12 protein-coding genes are annotated in these 13306 nt (G+C 48.2%); 4 read left to right on the forward strand and 8 right to left on the reverse strand.

Going from position 1 to position 13306, the window contains the following annotated elements:
* Positions 1–51 precede the first annotated feature (51 nt).
* The 3 genes from EXY25_RS01190 to EXY25_RS01200 all read right to left on the reverse strand — a co-directional run bounded on the left by EXY25_RS01190 (position 52) and on the right by EXY25_RS01200 (position 4912).
* A complete protein-coding gene (locus EXY25_RS01190) occupies positions 52–2250 on the reverse strand; it encodes a tetratricopeptide repeat protein (protein WP_130565432.1) in 2199 nt (732 codons plus the stop codon).
* A gap of 96 nt (positions 2251–2346) precedes the next feature.
* The gene (locus EXY25_RS01195) at positions 2347–3141 is read right to left on the reverse strand and encodes a substrate-binding periplasmic protein (RefSeq protein WP_130565433.1); all 795 of its coding nucleotides are present in this window, start codon (positions 3139–3141) and stop codon (positions 2347–2349) included.
* A gap of 106 nt (positions 3142–3247) precedes the next feature.
* Complete coding sequence (locus EXY25_RS01200) at positions 3248–4912, reverse strand: electron transfer flavoprotein-ubiquinone oxidoreductase (protein ID WP_130565434.1); 1665 nt, start codon at positions 4910–4912, stop codon at positions 3248–3250.
* A gap of 181 nt (positions 4913–5093) precedes the next feature.
* Here EXY25_RS01200 and EXY25_RS01205 point away from each other — a divergent pair, with 181 nt between their 5' ends.
* From EXY25_RS01205 to EXY25_RS01215, 3 genes are all read left to right on the forward strand, one after another.
* Positions 5094–5843 carry an electron transfer flavoprotein subunit beta/FixA family protein gene (locus tag EXY25_RS01205; RefSeq protein WP_130565435.1) on the forward strand — a complete coding sequence of 250 codons (750 nt, stop codon included), beginning with the start codon at positions 5094–5096 and terminating at the stop codon, positions 5841–5843.
* Positions 5843–6802 carry an electron transfer flavoprotein subunit alpha/FixB family protein gene (locus EXY25_RS01210; protein WP_130565436.1) on the forward strand — a complete coding sequence of 320 codons (960 nt, stop codon included), beginning with the start codon at positions 5843–5845 and terminating at the stop codon, positions 6800–6802. The genes EXY25_RS01205 and EXY25_RS01210 overlap by 1 nt, the downstream gene beginning before the upstream one ends.
* A 221-nt stretch (positions 6803–7023) precedes the next feature.
* Positions 7024–7491 (forward strand): hotdog fold domain-containing protein, encoded by a 468-nt coding sequence (locus EXY25_RS01215; protein ID WP_114338598.1) that lies wholly within the window; start codon positions 7024–7026, stop codon positions 7489–7491.
* A 331-nt stretch (positions 7492–7822) separates the two neighbouring features.
* Here the strand turns inward: EXY25_RS01215 and EXY25_RS01220 are convergent, their stop codons facing one another.
* Positions 7823–8701: an AraC family transcriptional regulator gene (locus EXY25_RS01220; protein ID WP_130565437.1), complete on the reverse strand. Its 879-nt coding sequence runs from the start codon at positions 8699–8701 to the stop codon at positions 7823–7825.
* Positions 8702–8897: 196 nt separating this feature from the next.
* On the opposite strand from EXY25_RS01220, the gene EXY25_RS01225 reads away from it, so the two are divergent.
* Positions 8898–10046, forward strand: a complete 1149-nt coding sequence (locus EXY25_RS01225; RefSeq protein WP_130565438.1) for an iron-containing alcohol dehydrogenase — start codon at positions 8898–8900, stop codon at positions 10044–10046.
* A gap of 61 nt (positions 10047–10107) precedes the next feature.
* On the opposite strand, the gene EXY25_RS01230 is transcribed toward EXY25_RS01225, so the two are convergent.
* The 4 genes from EXY25_RS01230 to EXY25_RS01245 all read right to left on the reverse strand — a co-directional run bounded on the left by EXY25_RS01230 (position 10108) and on the right by EXY25_RS01245 (position 13297).
* On the reverse strand, positions 10108–11574 hold the full coding sequence (locus EXY25_RS01230) for a serpin family protein (RefSeq protein ID WP_165419214.1): 1467 nt from the start codon (positions 11572–11574) through the stop codon (positions 10108–10110).
* A gap of 126 nt (positions 11575–11700) precedes the next feature.
* Positions 11701–12093 (reverse strand): VOC family protein, encoded by a 393-nt coding sequence (locus EXY25_RS01235; RefSeq protein WP_233496484.1) that lies wholly within the window; start codon positions 12091–12093, stop codon positions 11701–11703.
* Between the two features lie 55 nt (positions 12094–12148).
* Positions 12149–12586 (reverse strand): hypothetical protein, encoded by a 438-nt coding sequence (locus EXY25_RS01240; protein WP_130565440.1) that lies wholly within the window; start codon positions 12584–12586, stop codon positions 12149–12151.
* A gap of 96 nt (positions 12587–12682) precedes the next feature.
* The gene (locus EXY25_RS01245) at positions 12683–13297 is read right to left on the reverse strand and encodes a lipoprotein intramolecular transacylase Lit (protein ID WP_165419215.1); all 615 of its coding nucleotides are present in this window, start codon (positions 13295–13297) and stop codon (positions 12683–12685) included.
* Between the last annotated feature and the right edge of the window lie 9 nt (positions 13298–13306).

Below are 13306 nucleotides of genomic sequence, written 5' to 3' on the forward strand. Positions count from 1 at the left end.
ACTCAATGCTGGTTTCTATCTTAAATCTCAAGGTTTGATGGCGGCATCCAATCAGCCCATTGCTGTACTGATTGGAAGGCGTATGTCTATTCGTAAGCCGCCGCGTTTGCTTCTTGCCGCAGCAATAGTGCCAGAATGCGCCTCCACTAAGCTTTTACAGATGGACAAGCCGAGACCCGAGCCGCCGGTATCCCTGCTGCGCGATCCTTCGGCTCTAAATAGTCGTTCAAATAGCCTTGGCAAGTCCTCGTTCATCACGCCTGGTGCAGAATCTTCCACGCGGATATGCAGTTCATGGGCTTGCTGTCTTGCTAAGAGGCGAATACAACCCGGTGTGTCGGTGTAACGTATACTGTTTCGCAATAGGTTAACCAGCACTTGTTTAAAGCGCACAGCATCAACATCAATATGCAGTTGCGCATCGATGTTTAAGCGAACTTCAATATCAAATCCTGCATCTTCGCCGAGCTCCTGAAATTCGTCTCCCGCTTCTTCTAACAGCTCAAGGGCGGGAAGTGTTTGAAAGTTCAACTCCAGTAGTCCGCTATCCGCGCGAGCCAACTGATAGATATCGTGGATCAGTTGGTTAAGCTCAGCAATCTTTCCGTGCAGTTTGCGATAAGCTCCTTGGCGGTCGTCGACTAGATCATATTCCAGCCCTTCAAGTTGTAGCTTAAGCACAGCAAGCGGCGTACGGAGTTCATGAGAAACTTCTGCCAGCAGATTATTCTTTCGGGCGATAGCTTCTTCCATGACCTGGTTCTTTAACTGCGCGACCCGCCGTTTGCTGTAGAGGTAGAGGATCAACCCGATCAAAATTAGGATGCTAAATACTTGAACTGTAATTAGTCTGTTTCGTTCCAGCTTGTGCTGTTTGGCAACGGCTTGCTGTAAGGCTCGATCCTTTTCTAACAGGCTGATTTTATGCTCTTTGTTAAGTGATTCTACGCTCGCCTGCAAGTGACCTATGGTCAGGTTTTTTCCTTGGCCAAAAAGCTTCTTTTCTACCAGGGCGCTCTCTTTATAGGCCTTTAATGCTTCAAACGGCATATTTTCTAATTCGAACAGCTCGCTGCGTAACAAATACAGCTTGGCTAAGCCATCGAGGTTTTCTTCTTCGATGGCTTTTACCAGTGCGCGATCCACCAAGGCATGGGCGCGGTCGAACTGTTTTAATTTACCGGCAAGTTCGGCCTCAAATCTTTGTCCAAGTGCCACTAAGTGTTTATCTTCGGCAGTCGTCGCTTTATCTATTCCCTGTTTTAAAACCCCTTCAGCGAGCAGATACTGGCCTTGCCTGGTGTAACTGCGGCCAAGATTGATGAGTGCCCAACCTTGGTTTCTGTTGGCGTCGATACTTTTGAATTTTTCAAGGGCTTGAAGAAGGAGCCGCGTGCTTTGTTCCCACTGTTTACGTTCGCCTGCGAGTATTCCTAATTTCATGTAGTCGTGGCCAATGTCACTGGCATTGTCGTATTTCTTGTCAATGTTAAGTGCTTGGTTAAAGTAGCTTTCTGCTCGCTTGAAATCCCCAGTGTCAATGTACAGTGAGCCAATATTGTATAGCGTACTTGCTATCCCTCTCTCATCGTTTAGTTCGGTTTCTAATGCTAAATTTTTCTGCATATAGCTCAACGCAAGATCATACTGACCACGTTTTTCGAACAGTTGAGATAGCAGGGTGTTCGCAGAGAGAACGCCATCGAGGTAACCCACTTGCTGGCTCAATGTGAGCCCTTTTTGGGCATAAGGCTGCACTTCCGACAAGCGGGATATCGCTCGTAACCCGCGCGCCACATTCAGGTTGGCACGGGCGACGGCGCGACGGCTGTCTGTTTGCTCAGCCAGTGACAGTGCCGTCTTGAAGTGCGCGATCGCTTTTAAATAGTTGCTTCGGGTATACGCAATATTACCTAGGTTATTTTCGGCGCGGATCTGGTACAAGGGCTGCCTCTGCTCAACGGAGTCACCAAGCAGTTGCAAGTTATATTGTTCCGCTTGTTTCAGTCGCCCAGTGGTACGAAGCAACTGTACCAACTTGTCTATCGCTTCCAATCTAACGTGGGGCTGTTGGTCATAGTGTCCAGCCGTTAAATAGCTTTCGATCAGCGTCACTCTGCTGCTGATCTGTTCTGCGCTTAGAGTGTTATCAGCGACTAACTCTTCTGGAAGGGGTTGTGATTGCTCATCAGCCCACACCAATTTTGCGTAGCAGAAGAGGATGATAAGCGGGACAAAGTAACGAAGCATGGGGGTACACGTAAGATGAGTCTAATGCAGGGTATTTTATTCGGCTTGACGCCTATGTCTATTGATAACCAAGAATTGTGCTGTAATCGACCATACTCAGTTGTTGTGCGGCAAGCCATATTTCTGTTTCAGTGCGTTCACACTTTGCTGATGAGTTTTCAGGAACTTGTCAAAGCTTGCGATAAGCCCAGGGTAGTGTGCTGTGCTTAAATGGCGTGAACTGCGAATCAACGGCAACTGCTCGGCGACCACCAAAGCGTTAGGTTTAGCTATGATTTGTTGCAGGTATTGCTTAGTCACTGCGGTATTTAAATACACCCCGTCCAACGCGCCACTGATCACCATGTTTATTAACACACCGATGTTTGCATCGGTATGTATTTCAATATCACCGCGGTCGATCATCGCCTGATACGGTACCGGAGTAAATCCGAGGAGAATGCCCAATCTTTTTAGTGAAGGCAGCGTCATAGCCTGCTGAGATGGCGTAACCATAACACCGTCGATATAGCTGGTAACTGGCTGACTGTAGTATATTTTGTTGCTCTTTTTTGCTTCTGGAGCCCATTGGGGGTTATCAGGATAGATAAGCGCAGATTCGCCGCTTATCAGTGTCAACGTTCGTCGCTTTACTGAGTAAGGTTGGTAGCGGATCTGTTTATTTAAATAGCTCGCAAAAAGATCAAATAACTCGCGATTAAACCCCTGATAACTATCTTTCTCCCAGAGCGAGTATGGCGCGTAGAATGGGAAGTCTTGCACGCCTAACTGGATAATCCCTTGCTGAACGGGAGATTTAAGCTTTGATCCGGCGGCTGATTCAGCGATCCCACTGGCGAGGAATGTCAACAGCAGCGCTAGTTTGTACGGGCTAAAATTAACTAACTGCATCGGCTCGTCATTAATCCTGTTGGGATCTTACTTAATCTCTAACAATAGTTGATTTTGCACGTTGCAGAACAACAAATTACTCAACTGATTAATACGCTTGTTTTGGTCACATATCCGTATATTGCGGTCCTGATCCACCCTCCGGGGTGACCCACTGAATATTCTGGGAAGGGTCTTTAATATCACAGCACTTACAGTGCAGGCAGTTTTGGCTATTGATAACAAAGTTGGTTTTGCCGTCGATCTGTTGTACTTCATATACGCCAGCGGGGCAGTAGCGTTGTGCTGGTTCGTTGTAACGGCTTAGGTTTACGTTGATCGGGATACTGTCGTCTGTGAGTTGCAGATGATTTGGCTGGTCATGGTCGTGATTTAGATTGGACAAAAACAGTGATGCCGTACGACTGAAGGTGATGGTTTTATCGGGCTTTGGATAATTGATAGGCGGCGCATCAGCCGCGGTTAGCATATGTTCATGATCATGGCTTTGGTCGCGGCTATGCCAAAAAAGGTGTCCGTTCAGCAGATTTTGTTCTAACCAATTTAGCGCCCCGCCTGCCAGTAGCCCAAAACGATGTAGGTTAGCGACACTGTTGCGATGGCAATAAAGTGATCTGCCTAACCACGAGTTTTCGACCCGACTGTCGAAATCTGTGATTGGATGGTCTGTCGCTGTGTTCGCTGTTGCCTCTGCAGCCCCTTTAGTTGCGGCAGCTGCGATAGCTTCGGCGGCTAACATGCCGGACTTCATCGCAGTATGGGAGCCTTTAATACGTGCAGCATCTAATGTGCCCGCATCGCAGCCGATCAACATACCGCCAGGGAAGCTCATTTTCGGCAATGAATGCCAACCGCCTTTTGCAATGGTGCGGGCGCCGTAGCTCAGACGTTCGCCCTCTGCGAGCAGATGATTGAACATCGGGTGGCGCTTAAACTGTTGAAACTCTTCAAATGGATCCAGGTGCGGATTCTGATAGTTAAGGTCGACGATTAACCCGAGATATACCTGCTGGTTCTCGCCGTGATAGATAAAGCCGCCGCCGTTCGCTTTGTGGCCACTGCCCTCAGTCAGTGGCCAGCCGAAGGTGTGTTGGGTTAGCCCTGGTTGATGCTTGTCTTTACTGACGCGCCATACTTCTTTAAAGCCAAGGGCGTAATGCTGCGGATCTTTGCCTGCATCCAGCGCAAACCTATTTACGACCTGTTTGCCTAAGTGACCTCGGCAGCCTTCTGCCAGCAGGGTATAAGGGGCAAGGATCTCCATCCCTAACATGCCACCGGGCTTAAGCTCTCCCTGCTTATCACGCCCCATGTCACCTGTGATCACGCCAACGACTTGTTCACCTTCATATTTAAGTTGATGCGCACTGAAGCCGGGAAAGATATCGACGCCTAATGCTTGTGCTTGTTCCGCTAGCCAGCGGCAGAGTTTGCCAAGGCTCAGGATCTTGCAACCGTCATTGTGTAAGGCTTTGGGTACAGTCCATTCAGGCATCAACTTGCTGGCTGTTTGGGAGAGGCGAAGTAACTGATCTTGATTGACGCTAAGGCCTAATGGAGCTTGCCGCCAGAGTTCGCCGGGAAACAACTCTTGCAGTGCTATCGGGTCGAATACGGCACCAGAAAGGATATGTGCACCGACCTCCGGGCCTTTTTCCAACACACAGATATTCATTTCTGGCTGCAGTTGCTTCGCTCGGATCGCTGCTGAAAGCCCCGCTGGCCCTGCGCCCACGATCAGCAGATCGAAACTCATCTGTTCCCGTTGCATCTTGTTCAGTTCCCTTTACACAAAACCTGATAGTTGTCACCTTGATACAGGTTTACGTTAACGTCAACGAAAACTAAGATAATCAAAACATGACAGATTGGAAAGCCATTCTTACAGCAGCGCTCTGGCGTGCTAATGGCACTGGCATTTAGCCTAGTCTGGTTGAATCAATGGGGTAGAAATGAAGGTTTTAGTAGCGATTAAGCGAGTGATCGATCCCAGCGTTAAGGTGCGGGTAAAGGCTGATGGCACTGGGATTGAGACCGCAGGGGTTAAAATGGCCGTTAATCCATTTTGTGAGATAGCAGTAGAGCAAGCCGTGCAGCTGAAAGAGGCTGGTCTCGCAAGTGAAGTGGTTACCGTATCAATTGGTGACGGGGCAAGTCAGGAGCAGTTGCGCACTAGCTTAGCATTGGGCGCCGATCGTGCGGTTCACTTGCAAACAGATAGTGAACTGGAACCGCTAAATGTCGCCAAACTGCTTAAAGGGGTGATTGACCGTGAGTCACCTGGATTGGTGCTGCTGGGTAAGCAGTCGATTGATGGCGACAATAATCAAACTGGCCAGATGCTTGCCGGGCTATTGAACTGGTCACAGGGTACGTTTGCATCAAAAGTCGAGATTGACGGGAATAAGGTCAATGTGACGCGAGAGCTGGATTCAGGATTACAAACATTATGCCTGACGTTACCTGCTGTAATCACTACCGATCTGCGCTTGAATACTCCACGTTTTGCATCTCTGCCCAACATCATGAAAGCGCGTCAGAAACCGCTGGAATCGGAGTCGGTTGATGAGCATCTATCGGCCCTGTCTCAACATATAGAGATCCTAGAACTGAAGCCGCCCGCGCCCCGAAAAGCCGGGGTCAAAGTCAGCAGTGTCGATGAGCTGGTCGATAAGTTACGCAATGAAGCGGGGGTGATCTGATGGCCGTGTTAGTGATAGCAGAGATACAAAGTGATGGAGCTGCTGGTCAGCGACTCAGTGAGCAAACCTGCCGTGCGGTGACTGCAGCGCAGCAGCTCTCCGAGAACGTTGAGCTGTTGTTGTGGGGAGCGTCTAGCGCCCATATCGTCGACCAGTTACAGGGCTATCCGCTCGGACAGATCCACCTATTGGAGAGTGCCGCGGTCGAACATGGTTTAGCAGAATCTTTGGCGCCGGTGATCGCGGCACTGGCTGTGGATTATCAAGCTGTAGTGGCTGGCAGCAGTACGTTTGCTAAAGACCTATTACCGCGGGTAGCGGCTATGCTCGATGTTGGTATGACGTCTGATGTGATCGCGATTGAATCCGAGGATACATTTATTCGCCCAATGTATGCGGGAAATGCCATCGCCAAAGTGCGTAGCCATGATGCTATTAAGGTCATTACTATCCGTAGTGCTGCATTTGCTTTGCCGCTAACTGATGGCAGTAATCCCGTCACTGTGGTGCGAGTGAGAGAGGATATTGCAGCATTGGCCGTGAATGACTTGTCGTCGTTTGTAAGTGAACAGATCACTGAAAGTGAACGACCAGAGCTCAGTGCTGCGAAAGTCGTTGTGTCGGGTGGTCGGGGTCTACAAAGTGCTGAACAGTTTCATCTGGTTGAACAACTGGCTGACAAACTTAATGGCGCTGTGGGTGCATCGCGAGCTGCTGTAGACGCGGGTTTTATCGGCAATGATTTTCAAGTCGGACAGACAGGTAAGATAGTTGCGCCGGATCTGTATATCGCATTGGGGATCTCTGGGGCTATTCAGCATATCGCAGGGATGAAAGACGCTAAAGTGGTGGTCGCGATTAATAAAGATGCCGATGCGCCTATTTTCGATGTGGCAGATTACGGCTTGGTGGGTGATCTGTTTGATCTTGTTCCTGAGCTGACCGACAAGCTCCCCTAACGAAGTGTTTTAGCCATTGTGCGCTTGTGCAGGTGCCTCTGCACAAGCCCATACACTAATTTTCAGTCTCTTTTAAACGCGCATCGTCCATTTCATATTGTTTTGAGCATATTTGCATACCTGTACTTAAGTGATAACCTCTACTCGTCCGACCAGATTGTTTGGATATGTATTGATATCCGCAGCTGGTACCAAATGATAATAATAATCAGGAGACAAATATGGCTGAAAATTACGTGCTGAGAACTCAGAGACTGCTCTCCAAGCTTCCCTTTAGTAGTTGGTTATTTGGCAAGGTGATCAGCCGTCGTGCGCCATACTTCGGTACAATAACGCCGCGTATTACTCAGGTTATTCCAGGTAAATGCGAATGTTTGATCCGCAAGCGCCGTGGTGTTGAAAATCACATAGGTACGGTTCACGTTATCGCCATCGCGAATGGCCTAGAGATGGCGATGGGAACCATGGCGGAAGCCTCTATTCCTCGCCACCTTCGTTGGATCCCGAAAGGGATGACACTGGATTACACGGCGAAAGCAGGGTCGGACATCCGCTGTGTGGCTGAGGTAGATCAGTCGGCATGGCAGGTCGGAGATATGCCTGTCACGGTGACCGCGCTAGACGATAACGACACGGTCGTGGTCAAAGGCAGTATTAATCTGTGGATCTCAGAAAAGCCAAGCAAATAGTTATTGGGTTATTTCCGCTTCAAGATGAAAGCACTAATGGTTAAAGCCAACGTTCCAAACTTCTCTTTCAAAGAGACAAGGGAGGGCAAGAGTGAGGCGCTTTTGCTATTTGCTGTTCAATGGTAAAGCCAGATACCGAGCGAAACGCTAAAAGACCCCTCATCTCAATCTTCTCCCCAAGGGAGAAGAGGCTAAAAACAAGGGAGCGATAATTACGGTGCCCCTTTACACGACGAAATAGTGGCCAATTAAGACGATACAATTCTTAGTTCCCTCTCCAAGGGGAGAGGGCGAGGGGGCTTTTTTCTTTGCGTTTACAGGGAAAGAATTACTATGCCCGCATTGTGCTCGGAGAGCGATTGAAGTGGCGCTTAAACTCGCGGCTGAATTGGGAAGGGCTAGTGTAACCAACCAGTCGCGCAGCGTCATTGGCGCGTTTTCCTTCGAGCAAGATAAGTTCCTTTGCCTTCACTAAGCGAACTTTCTTTAAGTATTGCAGTGGTGATTCCAAGGTGACTTGGCGGAACGCGCGATGAAACGCAGATACACTCATGTTGGCTTCATCTGCGAGGTGATCGATGGTGATTGGTGCTGCGTAATCACTGTGTACACGATTTAGGGCTTTGGCGATGCGGGCGTAATGTCCGTCCTGCTGCGCGAGTCCAAATAGGGTGTTGCCCTGTGGTCCCATCAATACGCGATAGATGATCTCCTCCAGCAGATGTTGGCCTAATACTGCACTATCTAAAGGGCAAGCCATTGCTGTGAGCAATCGCTCTACTGATAGCTCCATTGCGGGATCTAAAGCTACTGAATGGACGCCGCGGCTTGGTGTATTTAGGCAGCCGTTTGCAGTTGTCTGTTGTTCAATTAGGCCCACCAGTTTATGGAGTACGGCAGGCTCAATATCGATAACTAAACCGAGAATGGGTTTATCCCCATCAGTGAAGGCTTCGCACTCCAGCGGCAGAGGCACGCCAAGTACCAGATAGTCACCAGCGCCGTAGCCAACGCTATGCTCGCCTAAATGGATCAACTTACGACCCTGACCTATGATGATTATCCCGGATTGGTAAAGCAGCGGCTGCCTGGCGCTACTGTGCGGGGCGCGGTAAAAACGCACGCCTGGAATCCCTGTTTCTTTAATGCCATCGAGATGATCGAGCTGCTGCGCTTCGACGTAATGATTCATCAGTGTCGCGATCGACATAGGGATAACCTGTACAGACAATTTGAAAGAGAGAATAAATCACCTGATAGAATTAGGCAAGATAAAGGCAGTAATCGACCTTTTTGGTTACACCTGTTAATACTATTATGCTAGTCACAAGTTTATTGATGGAGCGATGGTTGTCGCTTCGTTGAGTCCGTGTTGTTAAAGAATTTAAAAATTAAGGGTGAATTCAATGCAATTTTCTTATGTTAATCCAACACAGATCCAGTTCGGTCAGGGTCAGATTGCTTCTATTAGTGGATTGATCCCGAAACAGCAGAAAGTGCTGGTGATTTATGGTGGTGGCTCAATTAAAAGCAACGGCGTTTATGATCAAGTGGGCGCGGCATTAGAAGGGTATGACTGGCTAGAATTTTCTGGGGTTGAAGCCAACCCAACGGCGGAGACACTGAATAAAGCAGTGGCTATCGTGAAGGAGCAGGGCGTTGACTATATTCTCGCTGTCGGCGGTGGCTCGGTGATAGATGGCTCTAAATATGTCGCCGCAGCGGCGTTATATGACGGCGACGGTTGGGATATCCTTGAAGGCAAACACCAGGTGACAGAGGCCGTACCATTGGCGGCGATCTTAACCTTGCCAGCGACAGGCTCAGAATCAAATATGGGCGCCGTGATCACTAAAGCCGCGACGCAAACCAAACTGGCCTTTTTGGCACCCGCGGTACAACCCAAGTTTGCCGTAATGGACCCTGATGTAATGAAGACATTGCCTGAGCGCCAATTGGCTAACGGTATCGTTGATGCGTGGGTGCATACCTGTGAGCAGTATTTGACCTTTCCGGCAGATGCGATGGTGCAGGATGGTTACGCAGAAGCCTTATTAAAGAATCTGAGGGTGTTAGCGTCGCAATTTGCTGATCGTGATAACGATAGCTGGCGCGCAAATTTGATGTGGACTGCTAACCAAGCGTTGAATGGCTTGATTGGTGCCGGTGTGGCACAGGATTGGGCGACGCACATGATAGGCCATGAGTTGACCGCTTTGTATGGCGTTGATCATGCTCGTTCGCTGGCGATTGTGCAGCCATCTTTGTTACGTAACCAGATGGCCGATAAAAAGGCCAAGCTGGAGCAGATGGGGCGTAATGTGTTCGGTTTGGATGCTGGTGATGACTTGGCAGAGCGGACCGTGCAAGCGATAGAAGCCTTCTATCACAGCTTAGATGTGCCAACCCAGCTGACCGAGCATGGCGCGGATAAAGCCGCCGCCATCAGCAGCATTGTTGGTAACCTGGAAAGCCACGGTATGACTGCGCTGGGTGAACATCAGAAAATCAGCCTTGAACAGAGCCGTGAAATATTGGAGCAAGCAGTCGCGTAGTTTGCTGAGAAGTGAAGACAATTAAGAGCATAAAAAACGAGGCGTAGTGCCTCGTTTTTTATTAGTTGCGACAACTTTCTAAATCTTCCGCAAGTGTTTCGCTCGATACCAAGCGTCGAACTCTACCATTATTTATAACAACATCGGTGGTAGGGTCACGGAGCTCAAAGATAAATGGGCGAATAATCGATTGTATACCAGTGGTATCAATGTGAGGAGTAACTTTATACCAGCCAGAGCCGTCACCTATGGCTCCAGCGAAATAATAATTTTCTTCTGCAGTACCTTGTAAGCTCATGCTCTGATTAAACTCTTTGGTTATTCCATGTTTGTTTAGTGTTATCTTACTGAATTGATTATAAACGCTAAGCTCCAGCGCACCGTAAGTGTTGATTCGTTCGAAATCTGAATCATAAAAGCTCGTATCTTCAGGCTCCAAATCTGATTTTTCAAATGAGATGCAGGGTAGAATTACAGCGTCAGCTTCGTCTAATGGAAGAGCAACTGTGTCCGCTAAATTGCCTTCGATATAGGTTTGTTCTACTGCATCAAAATGACCATGGAACGGCATGATCACTCGTAGAATAAGCTTCGAACTTCCAAGGGCAATATCGAACTGTTCAAATTCCGTATTGGCTGAACGCACCGCGGAATTTTTGATTGCTATGGCAGCGACCTTTCCGGGGTAGATATTGTCGAGTAGTTCATCATTGGACGTACCATAATCTTCGGCGTACTCAAATATTGCTTCCACTACGTTACTTTCATGCCAGTTAAGGTTTGTGTAGGAGGTGGTAGCTTGAACGACTCGGGTTTTTGATGCTGCATAACCCCAATGATATGAACCTGAATGCGCTACAAACCACTGGCCGATAAGGTCCTCAACAGTGTCACTGTTTGTTATAAAATCGGCAGGCTCTAACTTGGCGTTATAGTAGCTTTCTAATTCACTAAGATATTGCCTATCCAGTGGGTAGTTTGTTTGTAACCAAACATGGTTTGTTTTGGTATGTTGTTCTGGTGGCAGTGTTTGCCAGATGACCTTCTGGATCTCTAATAAGGAAGCATTCAGCTGTTCATCACTTTGGCGTGAATCAATCATATTAGCGACAGAGGAGTTTCTTTCTCCTAGGCCAACCATAGCTTGCGCGCGAATTTCTTCAAAGCCAGCAACCAAAGATAAGCTGTTCTCGCCCCAGTTCCTGCGAGAGTTTGATATCACCTCTTGATAAGCGTCCAAACTATGACGATTTATATCTTCTATCGTTGTGAGTACTTGGTCATCGCTGACTTCTACAAGCTGTAGTGCAGGTGATTCAACGAGATAATCTCGAATATCAGTAACGGCGTCTTCATCCACAGGGAAAGTGGTGAAAAACGGTGGTTCCGGTGTGGGAACCTCTTCAGCTGGGGCTGTCGCTTCCGGTACTGAGGGCTCAGTCGGATCAGATGAAGAACCGCAGCCGTAGAGCGTCAATGCGGTGGCGAGTGCTATCCATGATTTGTGCTGCAAATTATCTTCCTCCATGAAACTCATAGGTATTGCGTAGAGCGGCTTAAATAGCTAACACCTTGAGCTAGCGTAACTTAATATAAGCTGTTGTAACAGTGGGCGCTAATGAAAGTTACCGAGTAGTTATGGGTATTATCAATGCTAAGCCGTTATCTCAATCCGATTGTTTTCTGGATCTAATACCACGCTTTCGTAGTAACCATCGCCAGTGCGGCGGGGGCCATCCAGTACCTCGTAGCCATCAGCTTTCAGGCGCTCGGTCAGGTTGTCTACTGCATATTCAGAGCCAACGGATATCGCCATATGAGTAAGACCCGTTGCCTGTTGATAAGGATCGTTGGTGCAGTCGGGAATACTTTTGTTTTGCATCAGTTCGATACGAGCCTCACCATCAAAGGCGAGAAAATAGGAGCTAAAGCCTTTTGCTTCATTGGTATATTTTTGGCTGGCTGTGGCTTCGAAGTAGTCAACGTAAAAGGTTTTTAATCCCTCCAGATCTCTAGTCCAGATGGCAATGTGCTCTAGCTTTATCATCGGTGACCTTTCAAGTGATAGCTCTAACTCTTATCAATATAGTAATGCAAAACAGCTAGCGGATCGCCAGCGTTAACTCCTGCTGTTTGAACAGCTGTGCTAACTCTATTTCGCTGGTGACAGCTTTTGCTTGCATCTCGCTAGGATGAAAACCGCTCTGATTGGGTAGCTTTAGCGTTACGATATCGGCGAGTTTTTGTTTATCAATATTTCCCTGTGGGTCACGGATCTGTAATAACTCATCACTGCTGAGCATGACCTGTTTACCTTGTGGTAAGTAGATCGCGCCAGTGACAAAGTCGACAGCAAAGGCAATAACGCCTGGCACAAAAAATAGGATCAAACCTGCAGCATTCAGTACGGCGATTGCAGGATCGATATCACCACTGGTTTGGCCGCGGCGTTCTGGATGAAGGATGGTGCCGCAGGACGTTGTTAGCAGGCTAAGCAGTAGTGCTGTCGTAGTGATGCGGACAGAGTTGGTCTTTATCATTAGCTCGTCAAATTGTCTTGATGTTGATTGAGGAGCGCCATATTAAAGCAACTGTGTGATGACACGCGACTATTTGTTACTTTAAGTTCGATTGGCTTATTCGGTTGTTATTTTTTCTTGACGCTTTAGGCGCATCCTTAACCACTGCCATATGATCAGGTTTACGAATGTCGTTGCGCAGATGATGTAGATGGTACTGACGCGAAAGAAGGTCTTCGGCATAAAGTACCAGGAGGTGTCGGCACGGTTGTTTTTCCACATCAGGTTATCAAACAGTAACGGATGAAAAACTTCTTTCCAGAACGGGTTAAACACTGGGATCAGCAGCAGTAATGACACGACAAACAGCGTATTAAAGCGTGCGGCGGCTAACATCTGCTTCTGGTTGGCGAAGGCGAGTAGCAGGATCAGCGCGATTGGTAATCCCCACACCAATTGATCGTACATCGCTCTAACTTCTTTTAGGTGTTGTCGTTCTTTAATGGTCCAGTTTCTCGGTAATCGATAACGATCATGACGCCAATATTCCACTAACTCATCAATGCGCTGATCTAACCATTCGACTCCTCTGGCGAGGCAGCGCCCGTGAAAATGGCATGCGGTTTGGTAGCTGGTAGGGGTATAGATCACTGATGCGAGTGCGGGATAGAAGGTCGCGTAAAACAGGCTGAGCGCCAATACGATGGTTCTTAGTCTGCTTACTAATGCCATAAAGGGCGT

This window comes from Corallincola spongiicola (assembly GCF_004284785.1).
GTDB classification, from domain to species: domain Bacteria; phylum Pseudomonadota; class Gammaproteobacteria; order Enterobacterales; family Neiellaceae; genus Corallincola; species Corallincola holothuriorum.

Excerpts from the sequence above, each read along its gene's own strand:
- EXY25_RS01240 (WP_130565440.1), bottom strand. The coding sequence starts at position 12,586 with ATGATAAAGACCAACTCTGTCCGCATCACTACGACAGCACTACTGCTT.
- EXY25_RS01245 (WP_165419215.1), bottom strand. The coding sequence starts at position 13,297 with ATGGCATTAGTAAGCAGACTAAGAACCATCGTATTGGCGCTCAGCCTG.
- EXY25_RS01215 (WP_114338598.1), top strand. The coding sequence starts at position 7,024 with ATGGCTGAAAATTACGTGCTGAGAACTCAGAGACTGCTCTCCAAGCTT.
- EXY25_RS01210 (WP_130565436.1), top strand. The coding sequence starts at position 5,843 with ATGGCCGTGTTAGTGATAGCAGAGATACAAAGTGATGGAGCTGCTGGT.
- EXY25_RS01190 (WP_130565432.1), bottom strand. The coding sequence starts at position 2,250 with ATGCTTCGTTACTTTGTCCCGCTTATCATCCTCTTCTGCTACGCAAAA.
- EXY25_RS01195 (WP_130565433.1), bottom strand. The coding sequence starts at position 3,141 with ATGCAGTTAGTTAATTTTAGCCCGTACAAACTAGCGCTGCTGTTGACA.
- EXY25_RS01225 (WP_130565438.1), top strand. The coding sequence starts at position 8,898 with ATGCAATTTTCTTATGTTAATCCAACACAGATCCAGTTCGGTCAGGGT.
- EXY25_RS01205 (WP_130565435.1), top strand. The coding sequence starts at position 5,094 with ATGAAGGTTTTAGTAGCGATTAAGCGAGTGATCGATCCCAGCGTTAAG.
- EXY25_RS01200 (WP_130565434.1), bottom strand. The coding sequence starts at position 4,912 with ATGCAACGGGAACAGATGAGTTTCGATCTGCTGATCGTGGGCGCAGGG.
- EXY25_RS01220 (WP_130565437.1), bottom strand. The coding sequence starts at position 8,701 with ATGTCGATCGCGACACTGATGAATCATTACGTCGAAGCGCAGCAGCTC.
- EXY25_RS01230 (WP_165419214.1), bottom strand. The coding sequence starts at position 11,574 with ATGGAGGAAGATAATTTGCAGCACAAATCATGGATAGCACTCGCCACC.
- EXY25_RS01235 (WP_233496484.1), bottom strand. The coding sequence starts at position 12,093 with ATGATAAAGCTAGAGCACATTGCCATCTGGACTAGAGATCTGGAGGGA.